Source organism: Streptomyces sp. bgisy100, from assembly GCF_057709105.1.
Map to the genome: position 1 here is coordinate 41,592 of NZ_JBYITE010000040.1, position 25,602 is coordinate 67,193.

Below are 25,602 nucleotides of genomic sequence, written 5' to 3' on the forward strand. Positions count from 1 at the left end.
CGCCAGGCGTTGGCGAACCGCGGACGGCGTTCCGCCAACGCCTGGCGCCGCCATCTCGACAACGCCGCCAGGCCCACTCCCACGCTGCGGCCATTCACCTGAGCTACGCCGACCGCCAAGCCACCCGCGCCGAGACAACAACCTCTCGGCCTTCGGAGAGCCCCCTTCGGCTCAGCCATCCCCCGTTCTCTCGGCACAGGCAGAGCCACATCCCCCTCACCCCACGGAGACACACCTCGTGCACGATCAGCACCACGACCACCACACCCCTCGCAGCACCTCAACCGCCACCTCAGCCCAAGGCGGAGCAAGCAATGGCGTTGGACGGTCCGCTGGCCGGTCCAACGCAGACTCCTCCGCCCCGGGGGTGGCTGAGGAGGAACTCCGGCACGAGGGCGTGCCGGAGCAGGAGGGGGTGGGTGACGCTGTCGACTCCGCGCAGGCATCATCTGCCGTTGCCTGTGCTGCCGATGAAGCCGCGCTCTACCGTGTCGCCCGCCGCCGCGAGGCCAGCAGCGACGGCCAGCGAAAGAAGCGTGTCGACGCCCGCTACAGCGTGGACGAGAAGTCGAGGATCCTGGCCAAGGCGAAGTCGTTGCACATCACCGGCGCGCACCTGGTCGGCGCGGTCGTCATGGCCTTCGTCAACGGTGAGGAGCATTTGCCCGCCCAACGCACGGTCTACGACGACACGATCGACGAGCTGGCCGCCCTGCGAGCCCAGATTGCCCGCATGGGCAACAACGTCAACCAGATCGCCCGCCGACTCAACTCCGGGGGCGATCCACACACTGTGGACGCGGTGATACTCGACCGGTCCGAGCGCCTGCTCACCACCGCCCGGAATACGGTCAGGGCCGTGGACGAGGCCGCGTTCCGGGCCGCAGAGGGGAAGGGCGGCCGGGCGTGATCGCCAACATCGTCAAGCCGGGCAGCAACACCCGCGGTGTCCTGATCTACCTGTTCGACAAGGGTCGTGCCAATGAGCACACCGACCAGCACATCGTCGCCTCCTGGGACAGCTTCGTCCCGGATCCTGGCCCGAAGGACAGTCCCGGTCACAGGGAGCGGATGGGCCAGCTCGTCAAGGCCCTCGACCTGCGGGTCGCTCAGGCCGACGACAAGGCCCCGGAGGGGCACGTGTGGCACTGCTCGCTGCGTGCCGCTCCCGAGGACCGCACCCTGACCGATACAGAGTGGGGCACCATCGCCCGCCGCGTCCTGCACGCCACCGGCATCGCCCCCGACGGTGATCCGGACGGCTGCCGGTGGGTCGCCGTGCGCCACGCGGACGACCACATCCACATCGTCGCCACCAAGATGCGCGGGGACCTGCGCCCACCGCGCAACTGGAACGACTACCACCGCGCCATGACCGCACTCACCCAGATCGAGCACGACTTCGGCCTCCATCAGGTCAACCGCGACCGCGACTCCTGGCCCGCCGCCAAGCGCCCCGCCAGGGCGGAGACGGAGAAGGCCGCCCGCAACGGATGCAGCCGAGCCGTGCGCGAGGAGCTGCGCCTCATGGTGCGCACGACGCTCTCCCACGCCCACAACGTGGACGAGTTCCTGGGCCTGCTCGCCGACGCGGGCCTGCAGGTCGAAACCCGCACTCTGCCCTCGGGCGATCTGCAGGGCTATAAAGTCGCGCTGCCCGGCGACACGAACGCCGACGGCGAGCCCATCTGGTACTCCGGCTCGAGCCTCGCCACCGACCTGTCACTACCCAAGGTCCAAGAACGCCTCGCCGCCACCGAACTCGCCGCCCCGCAGCCGGCAGGCCGGCCACGGCCGAACCCGTGGCACCAGGCCACCGCCGCCATCGAGCGGATCCCCCACTGCCTCGCCAATGACGACCCCGCGGCAGCCTCGGCACATCTGGTGGCATTCGGAGAGATCCTCTATGCCCTGCCCGCCCTCGCCCCCGTCCACCTCCGCGCCGAGCTGCGCCAGGCAGCCTTCACGTTCGAGTGCGCGGTCAACACCCGTGCCCGCGTAGACCACCAGCACGCTCGCGCGCTGCGCGGCGCGCTGAAGACCATGCGCAGCCGCCCCGCCGACGACGGCCTCGTGGCCATGCTCGTGGATGCCGCCATCCTCACTGTCATCGCTGTGCGCCGCCAGAGCGCGCTGCACCACCACGACCAGCAGATAGCCGCAGCCCGGCAGACCCTGCTACACCTCCAGGCCGCGTACGGGCAGGCCGCACAGGCCCCGCTGGCACGGCTCGCCGAACGGAAGCCGCCCGCTGACACCGAGCGCCGATACGCCAAGTACCTGAACAGGGCCGTGCCCGCCTACGCCGAGCAGATCCTTGACGAGACCGCCTGGGACTCACTGACGGCCGCGCTCGCGGACGCAGAAAGCGCGGGCCACGACCCCGCCGTCCTGCTCCACCAAGCAGCCGGGCAACGCCCACTGGACGATGCCCGTTCACCGGCCGAAGTCCTCACCTGGCGCATCCAGCGTCTCGGTGAGCGCCACGCACCCAGCCCCCGCGCCCGTGCCGCACAAGCCCGCAGCACCACTACCCAGGTCCGGGCCACTCCGAAGACGGCCGTGCAGCCCCCTCCCACGGTCACGCCACCGACGTCCCGCCCGAACCGGTCACGGTGACCTACCGACCGGTCAAGCACCGCCCTCGGCTCTGACGCCGCAGACCCCTGCGCGCATCACTCGGGGAAAGCGGTTCCAAACCGATAGTCGGCTGATGGGCCCGACCACCCCACGGTCGGGCCCGTCAGCTGTATTCGCCCAACGCTTCCGGCGATCGCGACTCACGCTCCGGGAAGGCCCAACTCCTTTGTCAGTGGCTGGTGTCAGGCTGAGCAACACTCCGCACCAGGCCGTCGTCAGGAGGACAGGCCCCGTCCGGCGTCACAAGCTCTCCACCAACATGGCGCCGAGGAGACTTGCGAACGGATCGGCTGGCGACCTCCTCCTCCATGGCACTGCAGATCGCAGGCCACGGCACCGGAAGATTCGTGCTGACCGCCCAATGCTGGTGGAACGATCGGACAATGGCACTGACCCCCAGCTTTACAAGGCTGGGCGGGATGGTCGCAATCACTCGCCGGGCGACGCCGCCGGCACCCCTCGCCGAGGGTGTGATGCCGCTCCCCAGTAGAAGTGTCGCCGTCCGGACCGCGTCCAGGACGCAGGCGGGCGCAGCCTCGGCGAACGAGCCAAACACCAGCCCGTTCCAGTCCCGACGGGTCCGCGCCCAGGCGAGGCGTTCGAGCCCCGTACCGAGGTCCAGACCCATGCTCTCCGGATTCTCCGTGTTCCACAGGAGAACGAGATCACCGATGGCGAGGTCCAGGTGGTTGAACATCAGGGTCACTCCCGCGACCTGCCTGCGATGCCACACCTCGACGCGCCCGTGGATCTCTATGTGCCTGGCGTGGAAACCAAGTCGAGAGAGGACGAAGAGCCAGTCATCCAGCGCCTCGGCATATTCGCCGATGCTGGTGATGGGCTGGACCCGGGAGACGTTGACGAAGGCCGTCAGGAAACCGTCGAGCAGGTCTCCGCGTTCATCGCGGTCTCCAGTGAATCGGACCACGGGCTGAGGGAGGAAGCCCTTGCGGTACGTGAGGGCGCGACCGCCCTTTAGCAGGGGATCGAGGGCCTGCACAGCAGAGATCGTCAGCTCGGTCTCGCGGCCCCAGCGCAAGGGTAGGCACTCATCCCGTATGACGTCTCGCGCGGCGAAAGCCGTGGTGAGGGTGGTCAGCAGCTCGGTCCACGATGGAGTCGAGCGCGGCGGGATGTACAGCGTTCCGCGGTTGCGGTGACGAATCTCGAAGGTGCGGTTGGCAGGATCGGGAAGGGAGAACTCCCATTGAGGGCCGAGCACGTGGCGTAAGGCGGCGACTGCCTGGTGGGCTCGCGAGTGGCTCTCCATCAGAGCGCCGCCAGGGCCTTGAAGTGGCCCGCGGGGTCAAAGCGCGCCATGGCGGTTGTCTGGACCTCGGAGGGGTCGAGGACGGAGGCACGCTCGATGGCCTTAGCGAGCGCACGGACCGCGCTCTCGTCGTCGGCCGAGGGATCGGCGACGACAGAGGCACCGGTGCGGTCGCAGATCGCCGCTTGGGCGCAGGTGCCCTCACGCCAGGTCAAGGCCGCGATGGGGGTTCCGGCCCGCAGGGACTCACCAAAGACGGCTGCACCGGCCTCCACGTAGTCCCGCGCGTAGGTGTAGACGAAGACCGAGCCCTCAGCGATGGCGGCTGTCTTGGCCGATCCGCCCAATTCCCCGATCCATTCCACGTGGTCCGAGGCGAAGGTCGTCTGGTAGCGGCGAACGTAGTCCTCATCGAAAACGGGGCCGACGATGCGTATCCGGCGTCCGAGAATCTGCGCCGCCCGTACGGCGAGGTGGGGCGCCTTGTCCTCGTCTATCCGTCCGAGCCACACGAGGTCCCGGCCCTTCACGGCTGGGGGCTCCTCTTCGTCGAGCCCCAGGTGGACGGCGAGCTCGGCGATCGGGTTGCAGGAGGCGTACCGCTCGACCATCTCGGGCGAATAGCAGTAGAGCCGTGACCGCTCGCCGTCGAAGGTGGTGGCAGTGTGCTGGAACGTCGGCGAATGCTGGAAGGTGGCGACGTCGCAGTCCAGCTCGCGCCAGGTTCGGACCCATGCCGGTCGGGATGGGTATTCGTGGCCGACGACGAGAAGGTCGTAGCCGGCGGATCTCAGATCCCGCTCGGCGAGGGAGCCTGCGGTGATGTCCTCAAGGCGGACCGGCTTGCGGACCCACTGGTCTTCGAGGTCCTCAAGCCAGCCCGGCCCGATGAGGTGCACGTCGGCGCCTGCGGTGCGGGCTCCTACGGCGACTGCCCAGAGCCATCGTTCGATCCCGCCGTATCCGGCCGGGGGGAATGCGTAACTACCGGGGAAGTCGCAGACGCCGACTAGCACCTATTCCTCCGAGGGGGTTCCGTCCGCCTTGATCCGGCGGAAGCCGAGGTACTTCACGAGGGATTCGGGCAGCAGTACCGAGCCGTCGGCCTGCTGGTGCTGTTCAAGGACGGCCGCGAGAGTGCGGCCGATCGGCAGTCCGGAGCCGTTGACCGTGGCTGCCGGGGTGGGCTTGCCGTTCTCGTCGCGGGTGCGGATGCCCGCGCGGCGGCCCTGGAAGGTGCCGAAGTCGGAGACCGAGGAGATCTCGCGGTAGGTGGCCTGGCTGGGCAGCCAGACTTCGAGGTCGTACGTGAGCTGGGCGGAGAAGCCGGTGTCGCCGGCGGCGAGCGTGACCACTCGGTAAGCCAGGTCCAGTTCTTTCAGGCACGCCTCGGCGTGGCCGACCATCTTCTCCATCTCGGCACGGGCCTGCTCCGGTGCGGCGATACGCACCATCTCGACCTTGGCGAACTGGTGCTGGCGGATCAGGCCGCGGGTGTCACGACCGTACGAGCCAGCCTCCGAGCGGAAGCACGGCGTGTGCGCGGTCAGCGCGGTCGGGAGCTCGGACGGCGGGATGATCTCGTCCGCGTACAGGTTCGTGAGCGGGACCTCAGCCGTGGGGATCAAGAACAGGTCCCGGTCCGCGACGCCCGTCTTGAACAGGTCCTCCTCGAACTTCGGCAGCTGGCCTGTCCCGGTCATCGTCTTGCGGCTGACCAGGAACGGGACCGAGTGCTCGACGTAGCCGTGGCGGCGGGTGTGCAAGTCGAGGAAGAGCGTCGCCAGCGCGCGCTCCAGGGCCGCCCCGACACCGCGCAGGACGCTGAAACGTGGTCCGGACAGCTTGGTCGCCCGGCCGAAGTCCAGGATGCCCATGGCCTCACCGAGGTCGACGTGGTCCTTGGGCTCGAAAGAGAAGGCCGGCGGGGTGCCGACACGACGCTGCTCGACGGCGAATTCCTCCGAGTCGCCGTCGGGTGCCTCGTCGGCGGGCAGGTTGGGGATGGTGAGCAGCAGTTCGGTCAGCTCCTGCTGGATACGCTCCTGCTCAGCCTCGGTCTCCCGAATCTGTTCCTTCAGCTTGCGCGCTGTCTCCTTGAGGGCGGAGATGTCGCCGCCCGCCTTCGCCGTCTGCTGGACCTCCTGCGCGATGCGCTTCGACTCGGAGCGCAGCTCGCCACCGGACTGGATGCTCTTGTTCCGACGGGACTGGAGGCTCTCCAGAGAGGAGAGGTCCAGCGTGTAGCCACGGCGGGCCAGGCGGCGTACGGCGTCCTCGCCCATGTCGATCAGAACGCGAGCATCATGCATCGGGAAGATCCCTCTGTGCGTGCGGATGGTTTACCCGATCGAAGGTAGCAACATCCAGTTCCGAAACCGCCCGGGATTTCTCCGCATCACCTCGCGACCCCGAATCACTTTCGGGTTCTGCGGCAATGTGGGCGAGGAGGCTACTCACACGACTCAGCAGGTCCTCATCTTCGAACGAGATCGGCTGGACGTACGGCGCCTCCGGGAAGAACAGCGGCATGGGATCGCCAGCTGACCGTTCCCGGTGCCAGTGGAGAACCGAGACCAGCAGCCCGTGGCAGACGATCATCCGTGGGCTGGGGTGCTCCACAGCTGCCTGAAGCCCTTCGAGCATGCGCTTGATGCCTTCTCGCTGGGACTCGCGCGCTCCCGGCGGCCGACGCCGCCCGCCGTGCTGTTGCAACCAGGAGGCGTACTTCAAGAACGGGCCCCCTTCGAAGTCGCCGTAGTCCAGCTCATTGAGTCGAGGGTCGACCACCGGGCGCGGCTCCGGGATGCCCATCAGCCTCGAAGCCGTCTGACGGGCCCGCGGAAACTCGCTGCAGAGCCACGTGGACACCTGCCACAAGGGCAACGTGTGCCAGACCAGGCCGCAGGACAGGCCGCCGTCCTGGCTGAGCAGGATCGGACGCGTCGGATCCCCGTTCACGAGGTACTGACGGCTGTAGTGAGTCTCCCCATGGCGCAGGATGTGCGTCGTCATTCCTACCCCTCACCCCTCCAAGCCTGATGCCATCAGCGCGGCCAGAACGTCCGCGGCCGGTTCCTGAGCCTGATCGCCGACCTCCATGTAGTAGAGGAGCCCGTCCAAGGCGACGGCCCGGCACCAGACCGAGATCTCCGGAACTGGGATCCGGGATATCCGCGACGCGATCGCCAAACGCTGGAACGTCGCCTGACCGAAGTCGTAATAGACGCTCCAGAACGCCCAGTCGTAGGCCGCGTCGCCGACCATCGGATGCGGATCGATGAGCCGAGCGTTCCGCCGGCCATCGAAGGTCACGTTCTCCCGATAGAGGTCGGCATGAAGGACCGTCGTACGGACGGGCGACTCCCTGAGCTCCTGAAGTTCGGGCATTGCCTCACGTACGAGACACTCTCGCCGCCCGAGATCGAGGGTCACCGCCCGTCGCGCCACGCGTGGCAGCACCGTGTGCTGGAGATGGTCTCCCAGCCGAGGGAGCACTGGTCGGCCCTGCTTCGCGCCAATCGCATGGAGCCCCTGGATCGCTGCTGCCACCAACTGGACTTCCCGCTCGGGCCTGGCCGTGCCGCCCGGCCGGCCACCCACCAGTTCCATCGAGGCAACCGACAGGTCGTCCGCAGTCTCGATGACGTCCGCAGTCGGGCCGCTGCCCCATAGTCGTAGCGCGGTGACCTCGTCGCGGTAGCGGGCGGACTCGTACCAGGCTTTGAGCAGGACGGGGGTGTCGTGGATATCTCTGGCCACGGCGACGACCGAGGAGTGCCCCGCGTCGTAGTAGCCCCGTGGAGTCAGCTTCCACCGCTCGGCAGCCTCCTCCAGGAGCTGCGGGGCGGTATCAAGCCACTTGCCGGCACCGGGCCCGTAGTGAGCCAGAAGTCGGTCCCGTGCCCCTGGAAGGACGCTGCCGAGCGAGCGTGCCGTCATCAGCTCAGCACCATCCCGTCCGAGACGAGCTCGTCGGTCAGAGCAGGGAACTCGTCCAGGGCCTCGTTGACGAGGGCCCGCACCTTGTCGACCTCCACATCAGCCGACGAGAGCCGCACCAGAATGCGCCACGGCTGGTCGAGCCGCTGCCCGGTCGTACTGACGAGATGGACCTCGGCGTGCTGGCCCGTGGCCTCGTGCAGTCGGTGCGCAAGCCGCTGCGCCGCGATGTTGTAGAGCTTGCCGACGTGGTAGACGGGGTTCTTGCCGTTGGCGCCCTCCAGGTTCATGGGGCGCAGGGGCGTGATCAGACCGTTGACCCGGTTCCCCCGGCCGACGACTCCCTCGTCCCCGGATTCGATCGAGCTGCCGGTGTAGGTGAGGTACAGCTCGTCCTTCTCAGGGACGTCACGGGCGTTGAGCCGAAAGCCGACCGTGACACCAGGCAGCCGGAGCGCGGCCATGCGGTGGCACTCGTCGAGCACGGTCTCGGCGTTGCGGACGTATTCCGCCCGGCTTGCAACATGACTGGACTTCTGGGGGACGCACAGCACGACGTCGGCCTGCTCACCGTCCCAGTAGCCCATGAGTTTGACATCGGAGCCGCACCATGAGTGGGCGCGGGTGAAGTCGCTGCTGCCGGAGAAGTGGTCCACGACCTCCCGTACGAACGACTCGAAGGAGTTCTCGGGTGCCCAGCCCGTCCCCAGCGACGTGTCGTTCGACAGCCGTATCCGCCGCTCGCGCAGGTCTTCGATCGAGCGCGGGTTGAACCACCGCGTGCGGTCGGGGACTGCGTCGCCGGTGAGTACGGCTCCGGGGCTGGAGTTGCTGGTGATGTTGAAGACGATGTCGAGGTGGTCCGAGACCTCGGGGAGCCGCTCGGCGAAGAACGCCCGGATCTCGGTCTCGACGATCTCGGTGACGGGGATGCGCACATCGCCACACATCGGCGCGGCCCTGCCGTTGACCAGAACCCGGACGGGCGCAGTCATACCCCCACCGCCGTACCGGACCTCGCTGGCGCCGCCGAGCAGGGCGAGCTTGTCGAAGTTGTGGTGGAGGACAGCGCCGAAGTGGCGGACGGTGTACCGGCTGTAGGCCCGGGACAGTCTCTCGGCCAGGTGGTCGGCGAGGGTGTCGGGGTGACCGAGGCCCTTGCGCTCGACGATCGTGGTCGCTTCCGGTCGGGCTGCACCGGTTTCGATCACCAAGTGGCTGTTGCCGAAGGTCGTGCTCGTACGGGGCATGAACGTGCTCCCATCTCAAGGTCGACGGCTGAGCGGCTGATGACGAGTGAAGCCGTCTGGAGATCGGGCTGGAACGTTTCTAGGGGGTTTCTCTCGGCGCCGAGGGCTCCCTTGCTCACTCGGTGTGGGTAATCTCCCCACTACTGCACGGAGTTGACGGGAGGCATGTCGTGGCTGGTGAGTCGTTAGCAATGCACCCACTGACCTTCGTCCGCCAGTCGAGCGGATGGGGGAAGGCCGAGCTCGCCCGACTCATGCAGGCGCGGGGGGAGGAGCTGGGCATCCCTCTGGCGACCAACCGCACCACCGTGTGGAAGTGGGAGCAGGGCCAGGAACCGGACGCCGACGCTCAGCGCGTCCTCGCTGACCTGCTGTGCGTTCCTTACGAGCGGGCCCAGACGGAGGGATGGCCACGATGGCTTCCCGTATGGGAAGTCACCGGGCTCACTGCTCCCTGGACAGAGGCCGGTACCGTCGAGGCACTGGCTGACCTGGTGGGGAGTGGCCGCATGGACCGTCGAGGTTTCCTCACCATCACCGGCGCCGCCCTGACGGGGCTGGCAGCGAGCTGGGCCGAGGCGCCCTCCGCCTTCGCGTCCGCCCTCAACGGAGATCAAGTCACCGACACGATGGTCTCTACGATCGAGCAGCGCATCAGCACGCTCCGCACACTCGACGACCAACTCGGAGGCGCCCGACTCCTGGAACAGGCACGAGGCGACCTCGCCCTGATCACCAGTCTCCTGAGTGCCGGCCGATACACGGACAAGATCCGCACCCGTCTATACGCGCTGGCTGCTCGGGTATCGCATCTGACCGGCTGGATGGCCTATGACGCAGGGCTGCGCTCCGCAGGGCAGCGGTACTACATCGGGGCCATGCGCAGCGCCCGCACTGCCGGCGACGACGCCTTCGGTGCCTTCGTCCTGGCGGAGATGGGGGTCCACGTCTCTGAGGCCGGACTGACCGCCGAGCGAGTCGATCTCATCTCGACGGCCATCGACAACGCACCGCGAACGTTGTCGCCCGACACCCAGTCCTTCCTCTACCTGCACAAAGCAGAGGCGCATTCTCGCGACGGCGATCACCAGAGGGCAGGTACGGCGCTCAACCGCGCTGCTTCCCTATGGGAGCGCCACACAGTGGAGGACAACCCGGACTGGCTCGACTGGTTCGGCGAGGCACAACTGAAGTCGACCGAGGGAAAAGTCCTGTTGCGCTCCGGTCAGTTGGATCGCGCGACGGTCTCCCTAGAGACCTCCGTCAAGGAGGCCGCGCCTCGCGACAAGGCTGTACGGTCCGCCCGTTTGGCCGAAGCTCGCCTCGCTGGCAACGACCTGGACGGAGCCCTCGACGCCGCCAACTACGGCGCCGAGCTCCTCGAAGACACAGTCAGCTCCGTGCGAGCCATGGATCGTCTGAAGGAGTTCACCGAGCAGCTCCTACCCCACAAGTCCGTCCCGGCCGTCCGTGAATTCCGCGAGCGTCTCCAGTCACTGCCCGGTGCAGCTTGATTGGTTTCGGGTTGCGCGCTCCGAAAGAGCCCTCTCGGCGCAGGCGGCTGAAATGCCAGGATGGATCGCATGACAACGATCAACGGTGAGGTCGCAGCCGGGTTCGAGCCAGTACGCGAAGCGTTCGCGGCGAACTTCGATCAACGCGGGGACATCGGCGCTGCCGTATGCGTGTACCAAGATGGCCGGCCGGTGGTGGACCTGTGGGGTGGGATAGCGGGCCCCGACGCCGGTCGCCCGTGGCAGCGCGACACCCTGCAGCTGGTCTACTCGGCTACGAAGGGCGCGACCGCCACCGCAGTTCATCTGCTCGCCCAGCGAGGCGCGCTCGACTTGGACGCCCCGGTGGCCAAGTATTGGCCGGAGTTCGCGGCGAACGGCAAAGCGGAAATTCCGGTGCGATGGCTGCTGTCCCACCAGGCTGGCCTGGTTGCACTGGACCAACCAGTGCCGCTGAACGATGCGCTGGCCTGGCAGCCGATGGCGGACGCGCTGGCCGTTCAACGTCCCCTGTGGACCCCAGGCACGGCTCACGGGTATCACGGTCGGACCTGGGGCTGGTTGGTCGGCGAGGTTATCCACCGAGTATCTGGCCGTACGCCGGGCCGCTTCTTCGCCGACGAGATCGCTGCCCCTCTGGGCCTGGACTTCTTCATCGGGTTGCCGACGAGTGAACTCGACCGTGTCACCCAGATGGTGTACCAGCAGCCCGAGGTCGACCTCACCACCGTGCCCATGGAGTCGATCCCGGAGGAGCTCCGCGAACAGGTCACGGCCTGGCGCGACCCGAACTCCTTCAGTAACAGGGCGTATCAGGTCACCGAGCCAGCCGCCATCGACTTCAACTCCCCCGAAGTGCTGGCCGCGGAACTCCCGGCCTCCAACGGGGTCAGCACCGCACGCAGCCTGGCGCGCATGTACGCCTCTGTGATCGGCACGGTGGGCAGCGTACGGCTGCTCACTCCAGAGACCCTCGCATCAGCGACCAGGGAGCAGGCCAGCGGCACGGACAAGGTGTTGGTGGCACCGAGCCGGTTCAGCTCCGGATACATGCTGTCCACTGAGACCAACCCCATGATCGGCCCTAACTCCTTTGGCCACACCGGCCGCGGCGGATCACTCGGATTTGCCGACCGGGAGCACGGCATCGCGTTCGGCTACGCGATGAACCACATCATCGGGGGCCCTGACGACGTGCGTGCATCGTCGCTGGTTGATGCAGTGCGAAGGTCGCTGGCGTAACTGAACAAGGTCACAAGGTCACCGTAACCACTCGCCGCCCCAGAGAGGGGGAAGGCAATCTTGGAAGGGCTGCGATCGAACTTCTCAGCACACTTGGATGCGCTCTGCCGACTGAGCTGAAATGGGAGACGCGGGGCAAGCCCCTCCAGTGTTGTCGCGAGCACGGGGCGCCGGGTCTGCCTGTCCGGTCGTGGCGACGCTCGGACAACAGAATGCGAGAACATCACCATTCTGCTTGTAGGCGCTCGACGGGACCGGTACGACGGTCACCATGTACCGATGGTCGCCGCTCAACGATCGACAGCTGGCCTTACTCACCCGCATCGGAGAGGGAACAGATCCTGTTACCTCTGGGAGCCCGGAACCCGCCCTCACCGCCCGTGCCCTCAAGAACCGGGGCCTCATCACCATGCCCAAGCATGGTGGGAAGTGGCAGGCGGAGATCACCGATGACGGGCACTTCTACCTGGAACACGGCCACCACCCAGAACAGCCCGACCCGAGCAAGCAACGACCGGCAGCCGCCGAGCCGAAGCCGAAGGGTGCGGCACCTCCCCGTCGGCGGACGGCACCCCCACATGAGCCGAAGCCGACAGCAACGCGTACCGCGAGGCCGCCACGGCAGTCGCCGGCGGAGGTCGGCGCGGCCTTAATCGCTCAGGTGCAGGAGGCCGGTCGATTCCTTCGGGTCCCGGACCCGAGCGCCGAGGAGCGGGCTCGCTATCGCCGGGCGTTCGACGCAGCGCGGCAGTATGCGCCGGAGGGCTACCACCTGAAGTACAGCGGACGGGCGAAGGGAGACTTCTTCCTCGGCCTCCTCCGAGTGACGGGCGAGGACGACACCGAGTGGAACCGGATCCGCCTGGCACGGAGCCGAGTGATCATCGACGTCGAGGACGTGATCGCGGCGGTCACCGCGGACCACAGCGCCTTCGAGATCTCGGATGAGGTACTCCCACGAGTGATCTCCCTCCTTCGGCTCCTCGCCGAGCAGGCCCTCGCACGGCATGGCGAGATCGCGGTGTCGAAGAAGCGCAGGCAGCCGAGGCCGCTGCTCACGGTCCATGGCAGGACGTACGAGATCAGTTTCAGTGAGCGGCAGCAGCAGGTCCGGTACGTGCCCAAGCAGCCGGGGAAACGAACGTACGACTGGCAGCGGGTCACCCCGGCGCAGCGGTTCGTCCCGTCCGGCGAACTGGAACTGGTCGTGAGCCAGGGATCGAGCTACAGCAGCGGCTACCACTACGGCTGGAAGAAGGAGTGGGGCGACACAGCCAAGAAGCCGTTGGAGGACCAGATCGGCTCGATCTTCCGGGCACTGAAGGCCCGCGCGGAGGAAGAGGAGCAGGCTCGGCTGGCGCGGGAGGCGGAGCAGCAGCGTCTGCACGAGGAGCGCGAGTGGCAGGAGGAGGAACGCCGCCTGCGAGAGGCCGAGGAGCAGGAGGAGCGCCGTCGGCGGGAGGCTGAGGCGGAGAAGCGTACGCGGCGGGAGTGGGAAGCGGCGGTCAGCGTCGCGACGATCAAGGCAATGGATGCTGTACGGGTCGACCGGTTCGGCACCGCCCTGGCGCAGTGGCGGGCTGCAGGGGAGATGCGGGCCTTCTGCGCCACGCTCGATGAGGCCGCCTCCGTCTCGGACGACCCCCACGAAGCCGGGCGGCTACGCGAGTGGTCAGCGTGGGGGAACGCGGAAGCCGACCGGCTGGACCCGACCGTGGCCGGAAGGGGTCTCACCGCCCACAGCCTCCACGCGGACCCCACGGGCGACCAGCTACGGCCCTTCCTCCGTGGATGGCATCCCCAGCGGCCGGAGAAAGAGAAGCCTCCGAAGGAGGAGGAACCCAAGGTGGAAGCCGCTCAGCCCAAGCCGGAGCCGGAGCGGTGGCACAGCTTCACCGACGAACGTCTGGATCAAGGCTGGCGATATGGATCCCGAGGTCGCGCTCAATGGTGGAGGCGATGACACCGTGCCCGCGGTCGCGTAGGGCCTTCACCGACTTCTCCACGAGCTTCCCGAGCCGGACGACCTCGTCGCGCAGGGCGACCAGCTCGTCGTAGCGATCCGCCTTGTCCTGGCCGCACCACTCCCGGACGGTCCGCAGGACGGCCGCTTCCTCGTCCAGCTTGCGGTCGTCCCGGCAGCTGTAGGAGTACCAGGAGGACTGGGTACGCTCCTGATCGACGGCCTGCTGCCTGCGGTCTACCTCGGGGAGGATGCCGTCGGCAAGACGGCCGGCCACGTGACGCGCGAGCCGCTCAGTGACCGCCCATCCAGCCAGACACTGCCCCTCGCGATTCTCGTGGACCATCGGATCGCCCCGAAGCTCTGCGGGTTCCATCCCGACAAGCCTGGCGCCTTCGTCGAGGCAGCTCATCTCCAAGATCCCGGCGTCAGCAGCGCCGCGCCGCAGACGCAGCTTGCTCTTCGGGCGGACAAATCCAAGTACGAACCGCGCCGCCTCGAATTCGGCGCTTCCTCGAACGCTCCGCGACGCTTCGGCCAGTGCGAGCTCGCGCGCATCGTCCGCGCGGAACGCCTCGACGTCCTCCCAACGCGCCACGAGAGAATTCGGGTTGACCCACTCCTGCAGTTCCGCGTCATCACCTTCCAGAAACCGCACGTGGAGCCATCCAGACCTGCCGCTCCCACCCACCCGAACGATCTCGACGCGGCGAACCGCGGCGCCCAGCTCCTTCGGCCTGGCGCGGTAGGCCCAGTGCTCACCAATCTCCATGTGTCTATTCAGCCAGGTCTGTTCCTCCCAGCGCCCCGCCATTGCCAAAAGAAGGTCGATGCGTATCCATGGACGATCGGAATCCAACAGGAAGTGAGGCTGAGTGGAGCCGCAGCAGAGGAGTAGGGCCTCTGCGACAAGGTCCCACACGCCCGTGGCTGGGGCGGGCCGTGAGCAGCGTCTACTCGACGACCATGGCGCGCCAGACTTCCGGAACGCAGTGGAGCAGCAGCCGTAACCGCCGCCGCTCGTTCGGCAACAGCCAGCTAAGAAGAATTCGAGCTGTCAGCGACTGGTTCAGCCCGGTCCGCCTGGCAGCGTTCAAAGACAACACGCAGCTGAAGGCCGGCCACCTGCCGCAAGCCCGGCAGACACTCCAGGAAGTACTCGACGACCTACCGCCCGAGTCGGACAAACAGCGCACCGTCATCCTCGGCGATCTCGCCGCGGTCGAGGCTGCCGACGGAAGGCCGGAGGAGGCATGCAGGTACGCCGCCCAGGCGCTCGACCAGCTGGCGATCACCTGGTACGCCACTGGTATGGATCACGTCCGCTAGGTTCGCCGCACGCTCGCCCCCTGGCAGAACGAACAGTGCGTGCGGGACCTGTGGATGACCGCCTCTATGACTGAGGCACGACCGTCAGCGCCCTTCAGCGTTGAACTTGGCGATCTTCTCAGGCAGCTCCGCCAGTGAGTCGATGCGCATCGTCGTGATCGCGTCCGCGTCCAGGTCGCGCTGCTGGATGGTGCCCCAGGGGCCGCGTCGGATCAGAGCGGTCAGGAGCCCAGCCTGCACAGCCGGGCGGATGTCGTTGTCGAGGCGGTCGCCGACGTAAAGGATCTCGCTCGGCTCGGCCGGCGTTGCCTCAATGACCCGCTCGAAGAACGCAACGTCGGGCTTCGAAGCACCCCAGTCGTCGCTGGTTGCGATCAGCTCTGTGGGCAGGTCCAACCCGCGCAGCAGACCGCCGGCCCGTACCGTCTGATTCCCCGCGATACCCACCCAGAAGCCGGACTCCCGCAGCGCCGCCAGCGTCGGCCGCACATCCGGATAGAGGTCGTCCTCGCCGACCCACTCCGCCTTCCCGGCCGCCGCGCGCCTCTCCCGCTCCTCGGCCAGGTCGAAACCGGGCCGGAACTCCTGGAACGTCTCGCGGTAGTCACGCCCCTGCGCGATGACCGCGCCGAACATCGCCGCGAAAGTATGCCTCGGCACCCCCAGCCAGTCCGCCCACGTCCCGTACTCCCGGGTTTCGTCAACAAGACACTCACCGACATCGAACACCACAGCACGAATCATGCTCCGCAGGTTAGACGGACCGGCGCCAGAGTGAAGCAGCCCTTTCGGTCTGCGGTCGCCGCTACACACCATGGCAATCTGGGGGCTGGGAGGCGCTCAAGGGTGGCTCGGCGGCTAATCAAGGCAGACGAGTGGAACCCCCGGAGTGTCAGCACATCCGGTTCATCCGCGAGGTCCTGCTCGACCTGAGCGATGCGGCATCGACGCTCATGGCGGCGGAGCCGCAAGCTAAGGGGCTCGAGTCAGGCTGCGCACGGCGCCATGACGTATGGAACGTGCGAGGGATGATGCCCAGACGCAGGATGGAGGGAGAGTCTGCGTCCCCCGTTAGGAGGAAGTTCCAGCCACCCCAACAGGCGCCACTCGCCCATTGCAACAATGTAATTACTTTGGGTGGCGCAAGGTGGGAGAGGGGTCCGTGTGTCTGCGTTGAGCGTGGACGAGGCTGGCCCGGAGCGCGGCGCGGCCGTGTGGGAGGACGATTACATCCTGCTCGCGCTGCTCTCTCACGGCCTCGTTGAGATGAATCGGCGGCTGGAGAGCCTCGGACAGCCGCGTCACCCTTGGTCCGGGGCGGAGAGGCGGTACACCAGTCTGCCGGGAGCCTGGCAGGAGGCGGTCACCCGTCTGTGGTGGCGGTTTTTCTGGGCAGGGCTTGAGCCGCCACGCAACGACTACGCGGTGCTGGAGCTGTGCCGGGTACCGCCGGGCCGGTGGCCGCTGCCGATGGCTCTCTCAGCCGCCGATGCGGACGTGTGTCTGCTGGAGGGGGATGAGCCGAGCGAGTTCGCCGAGGAGGCCGTGCGGGGGGCCTGGGGAGATCCGGAGGCCCATCTCGCCGAGCATCGGGTGCACCAGGCGCTGCTACTGGTGGCGGAGGCCAATGCCCGCGAGAGGCACGACGCCTGGCGGATCTATGTGCGGCTGCGGCGCCTGGTGATCGAGCGGCCGGTGATCAGTGATCTGGACGTGCAGGCGCTGCAGCGGGAGCTGCCGACAGGGCCTGCGGCTGGGGAACCGTATGTGATGGAGTTCGTGCGCGCGGTGTATGAGCGCCGGCCTGCGGAGAACGGCGTGACGTTGGCCGTGTGCGCGCGGTGTGGCGTTCCCCTGTCCAAGGCGCGAGGGAAGCGGAAGGAGGACTGCGGCACGCCGGGCTGTGAGACGGGCTACGAGAACCTGCGTCTGGCCACGCTTGGCTTCTACTGGGTGCTCCACCGCGGTGCCCGCCGGTTCGTGCACGACGCCGGTGTGTTCGAACTGCGCGTCTGCGACAACGTACGGGCGCTGGGACTGGAGCCGTTGTTGTGGCTCGGTACGGACCAGCCCGACGCCCTGGATGTGTGCTTCCGAGTCCCACGGGGGAAGCGGAGCGAGCTGTGGGGCACGGACGAGAAGGACTGGGCCAGCCCGGTTCTCCTGGCCAGATCGTTCAGGTGGCCCATCGAGCCTGAGTGCGATCGGCGGTTTCTCGTGGTGCCGGAGCACCGCGCCCAGGTCCCCGGCTACCTTACAGATCTGCGCACGGAGCTCGCCGGCCGCACGGATCCAGCGCGCCCCTTCAAGGTGGTCACCGAGAAGCAGTTGCTCACGGAGGTCAGGCGCGCGCTGGCGCGGCAGGGCGGTAACTCGTGCGCGAGGTGACAGGCTGGTACGAGGATCTGGCGGAAGCCGAGGGCATCTCCCAGGACGCGGTCCGGCCGCTGCAGAAGCGCGAGTTCTTCGCCATCGAGCTCGGTCTGACCTTCATGGCGGATCACTTCCCCAACGAGCCAGTGGACTGTTTGTGGTCAATGCTGTCCCGCTACATCGCTCCGCGCCCCGGTGATGCCGTGATGGCCGGCCGACTGCACCGTCTGGGCTTGTTGCTGGGACGGTATGGGTCAGGGAGCCGCTGGCTGCGAAGCCTCGGCGAGTACGACAAGCTGCCGGAAGGGCTGCGAGGCTTCAGGCGGCTGCCAGCACGCGGCCAGAGCGAAGACGGAGAGGCAGCAGGGGTCTGGTACCGGATGCGGGATCCCTCGGCGCTCGCCACCCGGTTCGAGCTGTACAGAGCGGTGATCGACCGGCCGGTGCCCTACGCGCCTCCGCGGGTCACCCGAGTGGCAGAGCCCGGAGAGGTGTACGGGTTCACGAACTCCTTCACGGGCTCCGACGAAATGGTCGCCATCCCGAAGATCGAGATCCCGGTAGAGCTTCGCTCGCTGCCTCTGCTCACCGCACGACGGCGACGCCCGGTGCGCCTGACGCCGAGGATGCTGCGGCAAGCGGCGCAGAGGATGGATCGCGTGCTGGCGAACCGGCCAGACATCCCTGAACGGAACTTCTCCGGTCGGTTGCGGAAGATCGCCTTCCAGCCGTGGTCACCCGAGGTGTCAGGGTTCCGCACCAAGCCCACCGACTGTAGCGTGCGCGGCCTGGTGCACGGCATCGGCCTGCCGAACAGCGGCAAGACGAGCTACGCGCTCATCGGTACGTACGCCGCGGTAAGGCGGGGACGCACCGTGGTCCTCGTACTGCCGTCGGTGAGCGACTGTCTACAGAAGACCGCGCTCTTCCGGGCCCTCGGCGTCAAGGCCGTTCCGATCTTCGGGGCGGGGAGCCGCTTCACGCACGCGTCGGGGTACTGGCGCGGGGTTCTCGCCGACCACGCGCCTGCCTTCCCGAGAGTCGCCGATGTGGCAGCGGACTACGTGTCGTGCAACTGCCTTCTAGAGCCCTTCCGCGACGCGCCCGGTGGCAAGCGCCCGCCGCTGCCGGTCAAGGATTTCCCCTGCCGGGAGAGGCTGCTTGACGCTGAAGGAAAGCAGTACAACTGCCCTCTGCTGGCCATCTGTCCGGTCCATCGGGCCGAGCAGGAAATGGCCGGAGCGGGCGTGTGGCTGACGACCCCGCAGGCACTGCTGGTCAGCTGGGCCCAACCCGTCCATGCGCGTCTGCGCTGGCTCGAGGCGGTGCAGCACTGGGCCGACCTCTTGATCGTGGACGAGGCCGACAAGGTCCAGCAGACCCTGGATGACGAATTCCTGCAGAGCCAGGTGCTGGTGGCGCAGGGCGGGAGCTGGTGGGATCAGGAGGTCATCACCGCTCAGAACAGTCTGCGCTCCACCGGCCGCCGCCCCCTGGAAGATCAACGCGCGATGGAGTACTACCGGTTCAAGGGAAAGGCGGACGACGAGGTCAATCTGCTGTACAACGCCCTGCTCGAGCCCGACAAGGACGGCGGCAGCGCCCGGCTGCGCAGGCATCTGCACGAGACGTACTTCTCCGGCCACTCCCTCTTCAACGACCTCGCGCGGCTGCTCCACGGCCTCAGTCCCAACGGCGAGGGACCGCAGGAGCGGGAGGAGAAGGCGCTGGAGTACTACCGGAAGAACTTCGAGACGTTCGTCTTCCACACCTTCGACCCGGTGACAGGCCCTCTCCAGACCATCGTCCCGGATCTGGAGAACCCCGCGCTGTCGGACGAGGAACTGCGTAAGCGCGTCGACGCCTGGCTGATCGAGCACGCGGGGGTAGCGGGCGGCCGCGAGGCGGAGCGCAAGCTGGGAAGATACCTGCCGTTCGCGCGCCACCTGCTGCGCGCCGCCTATCACACCTCGCTTCTGGGAAGCTCGTATCTCAGGATGGCGACCATCCGCCCAGCGGTGGAGCGGTTGCTGGGGCTTTCCCGGGACGAGGAATTCTGGAGCAGCCGACCGCCGAGCGACTATGACGCCTTCGTGCCCGAGGCCCTGCAGGGCAACATGCTCGCCTTCCAGTGGCTGGACAACAGAGCCGGCAGCGGCGACCTGCGCATCTTCTGGGTCCGTGGTGTGGGCCGCTGGCTACTGCACCACATGCACAACCTGCTGACCGCCGAAGGCATCGAGGGACCGAACGTGCTCCTGCTCTCGGCGACAAGCTGGGCGGGAGACTCGGCCACCTACCAGGTGGACGTTCCCGTCGACTTCCTGCTGCGCGAGCCCGACGAGGACCGTGAGGCGATCGCACGCAGCCGCTTCTACTTCCGCCCGGCCCGGACGCCGGACGGACGGCTGGTCTCACCCTCGGGACGCCTCGGCGACGAGCGTCAGGAAGCCGTACGCGGCGTCGCGGCCTCCGTCGCCCCACCCGGCGGCCGGGACGGACTGCTCGGCAGCGTGCTGAAACGGCTGCCCCAGCAACGCCGTAAGGCCCTGCTGGTTGGTCAGAGCGGCAACGACGCGCGCACCACGGCCGAGTACCTGGTGCGCGGCACCGCCTTCACCGCCCAGCACGTCGTGAAGGACGCGGAGACACCGGGGCCGCATGGCATCCAGCGTCGTGACGTCCACCGTTTCGGGCTGAGCGAGCACGACGTTCTCACAGCCGCCCAGCTGTCGATCGAACGTGCCGTCAACGTGCTCAACATTGACGGTGTGGCTGCTTTCGGCGCCGAGTTCTTCTTCAGCCGTCAGCATCCGCCGCCCGACGAGCTGGACTTGGCCATGGGCCTGTCCAACCGCTCTTCGATGGCCCAGCTGCTCCACCCCGCCCTCGCGCCCGCGTCGATCGCCTCAGTGGCCGCCGAACTGCGCAAAGAGAGCCGCATGGACTGGCACCTGCTGGTGGGTCGACCGGTGGTCTTCCGCCGTCTGCGCGGCCGGGCGCATCGCGCGTTCGTGTGGAACTCGATCACCTCGATGTGGCAGACGATCTGCCGGTGCATCCGCGGTGGCCAACCGGTCGAGGTGTACTTCTGCGACCCCGCCTTCGCATCGCGACACGCGCGTCACGACAGCGCCGCGGACACCGCGAACACGAGCATCCTCGTTGCCATGGAGCGCGCCCTGGGCGACAAGATCCGGCCCATCGAGCCGGTCGACGAACGCGACCGCGCCGCCGCCGAGGTGCTCTACGAGCTGATGTTGCAGTGCTTGGAAAACATGGACTGGGGACAGTGACCGTCACGATGAAGCCGCAACCCTACCCCCGCATCGCCTGCATGACTTGCACGATCGAGCAGCGCGCGCTGCCATCTCGGCGGCTGGACACGCTGCGCTTTCCCTCCCACTGGCTGCGCCTGCTGCGCAGCCAGTACCGCCCGCGCCACACGCGGGACGACCTGCCGGTCCGCGCTCTCGCCGACCTCCTGCGCGCCGTTGACCACAACGTCGTGGACGTAGCCAATTGGGGGCTGGACGACCAGGACAAGTACTGGGTCGCCTCCACCAGGCCCGTACCCGCGGTTGTCGTCCAAACCGTCGTCGCAACCTGGGCCGACATCTTCGTCACCGCCGACCGTCCGCACATCGACTGGCACCAGCTCCTGGACGCCGACGACCTCGAACGCACCCGCGACACGGAGGACGTCCCCGTCACCGCTTGGACGGCCGCGCCCAACGGGACAGCAGCGCCGACGCGCGGCTTCTTTCAAATCCTGCCGGGCATGCTCGCGGCACACCTGGCGGAAGCCGGCCTGCCTCTACTGCACCCCGAATCATCCATGAGGCACCTGGTGCTCGGCCCCACGCTCGACGGCCCCCGAGAGGCTGTCGAGTGGCCACCGCGGTGGATGCCCGACCGCAACGGTGACGCCCCCTGGTCACTCGGCGTACGGATCGGTGCCCAAACCGCCTGGCAGGAGCCCAAGCCGCGCATCCATATCGACCTCGTACTGCACCGCTGGATGCACCTGCCGCTCAGCTACTCGCCCAACCTCAACCTGCACGCCTGGCTCCTGAGTCCCTCGGGGATCCTGCGTCCCAGCGAACGCCCCACCTTCCTGCGCGTCCCCGGCACCTGGCGCGGCGGCTGGAAGTGGGCCAACGGCCTCGAACAACTACTTACCCGCCTAAGCCAGCTCCCGCACCCCGCACTCTCCGACGTCCTCGGTGACCCGCTCCGGCACCTGCCCCACAACGGCCAGTCGAACAGCATTTCTGACGGAGAAGGCGACCAGCTCCCCTACGCCGCCATCCAGTACCAGAGCGGCATGCGGCTGCTCCGCTCTGAAAGCTCGCCACCCCCTGTCGGCCGCCGACAGAACGCCAAGACGTGTGATCACCCAGTAAACCCGGGCTTCATGCCTATCAACCATCATCAGCTCTTCGAGGCCGTCACCAACGCACTCGCTCCCGTCGGCGTAACCCCCACCGAACCGTACTCACGTCGGCGGCCACGCGGCCGGACCACCAGTCCGCGCCTGGCTCCAGAAGGGCGCCGCTACCAGCTGGAGTTCTGGAACCAGACAGACACCACCCGACAGGCGCTGCTCAACGCCCTCCAGGACAACAAACACGGCCTTGCGCTGGCCCCAGCGCCGACAATCGAAGGCTCCACTCGGTCCTTCAACGACGGATCCCTGATCCTGTCGGTCAGCTTCCACGACATCGGCGAACTGGCCGCCGCCCTGCGCCTGCCCAACGGCCAGGAAAGCAAAGCCGCCCGGACGGTCATCGCGGCTCAACAGCGCCTTGAAAAGATCCGGACTCGCCTCGCGTCCCTGCCACACCGCGATACGCCAAGCGCTCCGCCCGGCATAGGGCACACGGCGGCCCTCATCGAACTCGACGGTCCCCGAGCGTTCGCCGGCAAGGACATCGCCGACCCGAAGACCACGCTGCGAAATGGCTTCGCCCACGGCGACCGTGTCACCCAGTTCCTCCGCCCCATCACCGCCACGGACACCGCGGTCACCGAGGAGATCAACGACGACGAGTTCCTCGACGCGGACGACGTGGTCAACGCCGTCCCGGCCACAAACGACGACCTGGACCTCGGCATCCAACCCCCGACGGAGGACACCGAGGAGGCAGCCGCCGACCCCGACCTGCCCCGAGCTGCCAACGCCGTCCGGGACGCCCTGCGCCAACTGGGACACGTCCCGGCCCCGCATCCGTCTCCAACCGGCGCACCGATCGAGGTCTGGGCGCTCTGGTACGAGCCCATCCGCGGAGGAGCCATCCCCATCCTGCTCCGCCACCGTCCTGACGGCACCCTTACCGCCCTCCTGCCCGGCATGCCCCCCATGCCCTACAGCGCATTGCATCTGGCGCTCGCCACCGGCCGTGGACGGCTCCCCCGAGGCAAGGGAACGGACAGCGAATACACCGAATTCCTGCGCCGAGCCCTTATCCTCGACGACCCCACACCCAGGCTCCTGCTCGTCGGCGGCCGGAACCTGCGAAGCCGCGGCTGGGCCTGGCTCCAGACCCAGCACATGCGACGCGACGTCTTGGTCCTGCCCGGCGCGGACCCCCGCGAGAGCGCAGATCTGACCATGGACAACACGGCCGAGCAGCAACCACTGGCCCGACTCGGCGTACGCCTGCCCAGCCAGTGCCCCGGCCTTCGGATCGCCCGCGTCATTCCACGAGACAGCGCTCGCGAAGTACCGCACGTCTTCGCCCAGGACGATGACCGCGCCTACGGAATCACCTCTGGGCTATTCGAGGTCCACGAGCGGCTCTACTACGCCCTTGCACCTAAACCAGTTCAGGGCAAGGCACCCATCGGGCTAGACAAGTTCGACCCCGCCCGCCCCCGCGCCGCCGCCAAACGAGCCTGGAACCCAGGAGCCCTGGAAATTGCCCTGGCCTTCCTCCAACCGGAAGACACCGACGCGGCTGCCTGGGCCCAGTACGTCCACGCGCTGCGCACCGCCCACCTGCACACCACCGTCCCGACCCGTCTCCCCGCCCAACTCCACCTCGCTGATCTTGCCGGCCGGTATATCGAGGCTCGCTGATGACTCCGCTGGCGGCACCTTGGAACCGTGCTTCGCGAGGCACCACCTCGGTCACCAGGACCTCACCGGCCTTTGCGGCCTCGGCCTCCTTACCCTTGGTTCACTCAGGAATGGGAAGGCTGAGGTCGCCGGTGGACAGTTCCTCCCGCATCAAGGCCCGATAGCTGCGGCTCTCGCGTTCCAGCAGGGCCATCGCCTCCTCCTTACTCATCCGCTCCTTCGCTACGTACACCTCGGCAGCAGCCGCCCGAGCTCTGAGCGACTGCTCCTCCAGGAACCCAACCAATTGGGAGGCACTCACGTCCGGATACAGGTCCAACCAGGTGGCGGCCAGCTGATGGCCGAACGCCAGCGTCATGGCGTTGGTGATGACAGCGTGATCTTGGGCTGCGTTACGACGAAGCACGGGGACCACCATGCCACCAGGTGGAGGACCACGCGGACACTTCTCGTAAGGCGGGTGTCTGGAAGCTCATGCCGGTCCACGACCGCTCACCGACCGGCTGCCCTGCCATTCCGGCTCTCCGTGCGCGGTGGTCTCAGTTCCGGTCTCATCACCGGCGTACAGCACTGTCCAGAACCCCCGCCCAGACCAGCGCCACCGCAGGTCAGAACGTTCCCGTACGCCCCAGAACCTCCAGACGAAGACTCGGCTGGGGTGTTGGCGACTGCAGAGATCGAGCTGGACCAGCGGTTGATCGTGGAGGAGTTGGTCGAGCCCCTGGCAGCCTCGGCTGCCGAGATCACCGCCGTGACCGAGGCTGCGGCGGAGCAGGAACCTCGTCGCGCCGTGCTGGCGCGCGATCGTGCCACCCTGGCGCGATGCATTGCTCGTGACGGTACTGGCGTCGGACTGCCAGCTAATTTTGGGCGTGCTGGACGAGCGACACCCAGCGGGCAAGGAGGTCGCGGTGGTGCTCGGTCTGGGAACGACAGCGGCGACGGTCGAGGGGTGCCATCGAAGGCCGGGCGCCTGGCGGATCGCGGGTGCCTCCTGCAGGAGGCGTTGGGGCCGTGGGCTCCAGGCTGCTCACAGCGGTCCGGGTCCATTGAAGCGCGGGTCGTACTGCGGGATATCCAGTTTCGGGCCAGACGTCCCTCGAACGGAGCAGGGCACCTGGCTCACCCTCGGCTTTGCAGCCAGGGTCTCCACGGAGGCACTCGCCCCACCGCTCTTCCCCAAGGAGGGGAACGATCATGACCGTCCCACTTCCCGAGGTGACAACGCCGAGGTCAACCTCGGCCGAACAGCACATCCCCGCTGCGGATGAGGTGATCGCATGACCACCACCGGCATCGACCTCGACGCGATCCCTCCGGACACTCCCGTAGTCCAGAACGGCCAGATCACCCCAATCGGGGAATTGATCATCGCAAGGATGGCCAAGGACCTGGCCGCTGTCTGCCAGCAGGCCGACGATCCACAGGCCGCGCTCAAAGTGCTCAAGGAAATCATCCCCAAGCACATGGCGGAGATCACCGCTCAGCGCACCACCGCCGAGCCCAGCCCGCTTCGCAAGGCCCTCACCTGCCTCGTCGGGTCCGAATGCCTAGAGCGCCGCCCCGGCCACGATCCGCTGACCGGCGATCGGATCGACGACCAGCCCGACACCGACCACACATTCGCCGACCGCCTACCTTGCACCCAGAAGAATGGCCACAACAACGACCACCGAGACGCCCTTGGGCGGACCTGGCGGCGAGCGGAGGGTTCGCAGTGACGACTCGCCTCCCTGAGCACCTCCTCACCGCGTCACTCCACCTGCACCAGGGTGACGCCCGGCAAGCGAGGCCCATCATGGTGCGCCGCGACGGGGACCGCTTCATCGCCACCTATGACCCCGAACGGGCGTCCCTCGACGCGGCCGCCATGCTCAGCCGCGCCCGCCTATCCTCCGAAGGCATTACCGTCTCCGAGGTGATCCTCGAAGGCCACGCCCCGGGCCTGACGGCCATATACCGCGCGGCCTCGAAGCTGCTCCTGGGAGTGGAGATCA

At 67.5% G+C, this 25,602-nt stretch carries 19 protein-coding genes and 1 pseudogene; 11 read left to right on the forward strand and 9 right to left on the reverse strand.

The window, feature by feature from the left end:
• Positions 1–238: 238 nt before the first annotated feature.
• Positions 239–910, forward strand: coding sequence for a MobC family plasmid mobilization relaxosome protein (locus tag AC3EQ1_RS23555; RefSeq protein ID WP_432096323.1), 672 nt, complete (start codon positions 239–241; stop codon positions 908–910).
• Positions 907–2,619, forward strand: coding sequence for a relaxase/mobilization nuclease domain-containing protein (locus AC3EQ1_RS23560; RefSeq protein WP_432096324.1), 1,713 nt, complete (start codon positions 907–909; stop codon positions 2,617–2,619). The genes AC3EQ1_RS23555 and AC3EQ1_RS23560 overlap by 4 nt, the downstream gene beginning before the upstream one ends.
• Before the next feature lie 190 nt (positions 2,620–2,809).
• Here the strand turns inward: AC3EQ1_RS23560 and AC3EQ1_RS23565 are convergent, their stop codons facing one another.
• The 6 genes from AC3EQ1_RS23565 to AC3EQ1_RS23590 are packed head-to-tail and all read right to left on the reverse strand — an operon-like array spanning position 2,810 to position 9,102.
• The gene (locus AC3EQ1_RS23565) at positions 2,810–3,910 is read right to left on the reverse strand and encodes a hypothetical protein (RefSeq protein ID WP_432096325.1); all 1,101 of its coding nucleotides are present in this window, start codon (positions 3,908–3,910) and stop codon (positions 2,810–2,812) included.
• Complete coding sequence (locus tag AC3EQ1_RS23570) at positions 3,910–4,926, reverse strand: glycosyltransferase (RefSeq protein ID WP_432096326.1); 1,017 nt, start codon at positions 4,924–4,926, stop codon at positions 3,910–3,912. The genes AC3EQ1_RS23565 and AC3EQ1_RS23570 overlap by 1 nt, the downstream gene beginning before the upstream one ends.
• Entirely contained in the window at positions 4,927–6,222 is a 1,296-nt protein-coding gene (gene serS / locus AC3EQ1_RS23575) for a serine--tRNA ligase (RefSeq protein WP_432096327.1), read from the reverse strand.
• Positions 6,215–6,925 carry a histidine phosphatase family protein gene (locus AC3EQ1_RS23580; protein ID WP_432096328.1) on the reverse strand — a complete coding sequence of 237 codons (711 nt, stop codon included), beginning with the start codon at positions 6,923–6,925 and terminating at the stop codon, positions 6,215–6,217. The genes serS and AC3EQ1_RS23580 overlap by 8 nt, the downstream gene beginning before the upstream one ends.
• Before the next feature lie 9 nt (positions 6,926–6,934).
• Positions 6,935–7,852, reverse strand: a complete 918-nt coding sequence (locus AC3EQ1_RS23585; protein ID WP_432096329.1) for an aminoglycoside phosphotransferase family protein — start codon at positions 7,850–7,852, stop codon at positions 6,935–6,937.
• Positions 7,852–9,102 (reverse strand): methionine adenosyltransferase, encoded by a 1,251-nt coding sequence (locus AC3EQ1_RS23590; RefSeq protein ID WP_432096330.1) that lies wholly within the window; start codon positions 9,100–9,102, stop codon positions 7,852–7,854. The genes AC3EQ1_RS23585 and AC3EQ1_RS23590 overlap by 1 nt, the downstream gene beginning before the upstream one ends.
• Before the next feature lie 191 nt (positions 9,103–9,293).
• Between AC3EQ1_RS23590 and AC3EQ1_RS23595 the strand changes: the two genes are divergently transcribed.
• The 3 genes from AC3EQ1_RS23595 (at position 9,294) to AC3EQ1_RS23605 (ending at position 13,821) form a co-directional block, all read left to right on the forward strand.
• Positions 9,294–10,616 carry an NsdA family TPR-like regulatory protein gene (locus AC3EQ1_RS23595; protein ID WP_432096331.1) on the forward strand — a complete coding sequence of 441 codons (1,323 nt, stop codon included), beginning with the start codon at positions 9,294–9,296 and terminating at the stop codon, positions 10,614–10,616.
• 69 nt (positions 10,617–10,685) lie between these two features.
• A complete protein-coding gene (locus AC3EQ1_RS23600) occupies positions 10,686–11,858 on the forward strand; it encodes a serine hydrolase domain-containing protein (protein ID WP_432096332.1) in 1,173 nt (390 codons plus the stop codon).
• 271 nt (positions 11,859–12,129) lie between these two features.
• The gene (locus tag AC3EQ1_RS23605) at positions 12,130–13,821 is read left to right on the forward strand and encodes a PE-PGRS family protein (protein ID WP_488187171.1); all 1,692 of its coding nucleotides are present in this window, start codon (positions 12,130–12,132) and stop codon (positions 13,819–13,821) included.
• Here AC3EQ1_RS23605 and AC3EQ1_RS23610 read toward each other — a convergent pair.
• Positions 13,751–14,593, reverse strand: a complete 843-nt coding sequence (locus AC3EQ1_RS23610) for a PE-PGRS family protein (protein WP_432096334.1) — start codon at positions 14,591–14,593, stop codon at positions 13,751–13,753. The two genes, AC3EQ1_RS23605 and AC3EQ1_RS23610, sit on opposite strands and share 71 nt — an antisense overlap.
• 290 nt (positions 14,594–14,883) lie before the next feature.
• On the opposite strand from AC3EQ1_RS23610, the pseudogene AC3EQ1_RS23615 reads away from it, so the two are divergent.
• Positions 14,884–15,224, forward strand: a pseudogene (locus AC3EQ1_RS23615) (NsdA family TPR-like regulatory protein); the annotation flags it as partial.
• A 10-nt stretch (positions 15,225–15,234) separates the two neighbouring features.
• On the opposite strand, the gene AC3EQ1_RS23620 reads toward AC3EQ1_RS23615, so the two are convergent.
• Positions 15,235–15,894, reverse strand: a complete 660-nt coding sequence (locus AC3EQ1_RS23620) for an HAD family hydrolase (RefSeq protein ID WP_432096335.1) — start codon at positions 15,892–15,894, stop codon at positions 15,235–15,237.
• A 420-nt stretch (positions 15,895–16,314) separates the two neighbouring features.
• On the opposite strand from AC3EQ1_RS23620, the gene AC3EQ1_RS23625 reads away from it, so the two are divergent.
• Genes AC3EQ1_RS23625 through AC3EQ1_RS23635 form a run of 3 tightly spaced genes read left to right on the forward strand, consistent with a single transcriptional unit; the run spans position 16,315 to position 23,605 of the window.
• The gene (locus AC3EQ1_RS23625; RefSeq protein WP_432096336.1) at positions 16,315–17,538 is read left to right on the forward strand and encodes a restriction endonuclease-related protein; all 1,224 of its coding nucleotides are present in this window, start codon (positions 16,315–16,317) and stop codon (positions 17,536–17,538) included.
• Entirely contained in the window at positions 17,526–20,819 is a 3,294-nt protein-coding gene (locus AC3EQ1_RS23630; protein WP_432096337.1) for a pPIWI_RE_Z domain-containing protein, read from the forward strand. The genes AC3EQ1_RS23625 and AC3EQ1_RS23630 overlap by 13 nt, the downstream gene beginning before the upstream one ends.
• On the forward strand, positions 20,816–23,605 hold the full coding sequence (locus tag AC3EQ1_RS23635; protein WP_432096338.1) for a pPIWI_RE module domain-containing protein: 2,790 nt from the start codon (positions 20,816–20,818) through the stop codon (positions 23,603–23,605). The genes AC3EQ1_RS23630 and AC3EQ1_RS23635 overlap by 4 nt, the downstream gene beginning before the upstream one ends.
• Before the next feature lie 100 nt (positions 23,606–23,705).
• Here the strand turns inward: AC3EQ1_RS23635 and AC3EQ1_RS23640 are convergent, their stop codons facing one another.
• Positions 23,706–24,011, reverse strand: coding sequence for a hypothetical protein (locus AC3EQ1_RS23640; protein ID WP_432096339.1), 306 nt, complete (start codon positions 24,009–24,011; stop codon positions 23,706–23,708).
• An 874-nt stretch (positions 24,012–24,885) separates the two neighbouring features.
• Between AC3EQ1_RS23640 and AC3EQ1_RS23645 the strand changes: the two genes are divergently transcribed.
• Together AC3EQ1_RS23645 and AC3EQ1_RS23650 are read left to right on the forward strand one after the other, a co-directional pair.
• Positions 24,886–25,326, forward strand: a complete 441-nt coding sequence (locus AC3EQ1_RS23645) for a hypothetical protein (RefSeq protein WP_432096340.1) — start codon at positions 24,886–24,888, stop codon at positions 25,324–25,326.
• Positions 25,327–25,403: 77 nt separating this feature from the next.
• Positions 25,404–25,602 (forward strand): hypothetical protein (locus tag AC3EQ1_RS23650; RefSeq protein ID WP_432096341.1); only part of this gene is annotated, 199 nt, incomplete at its 3' end.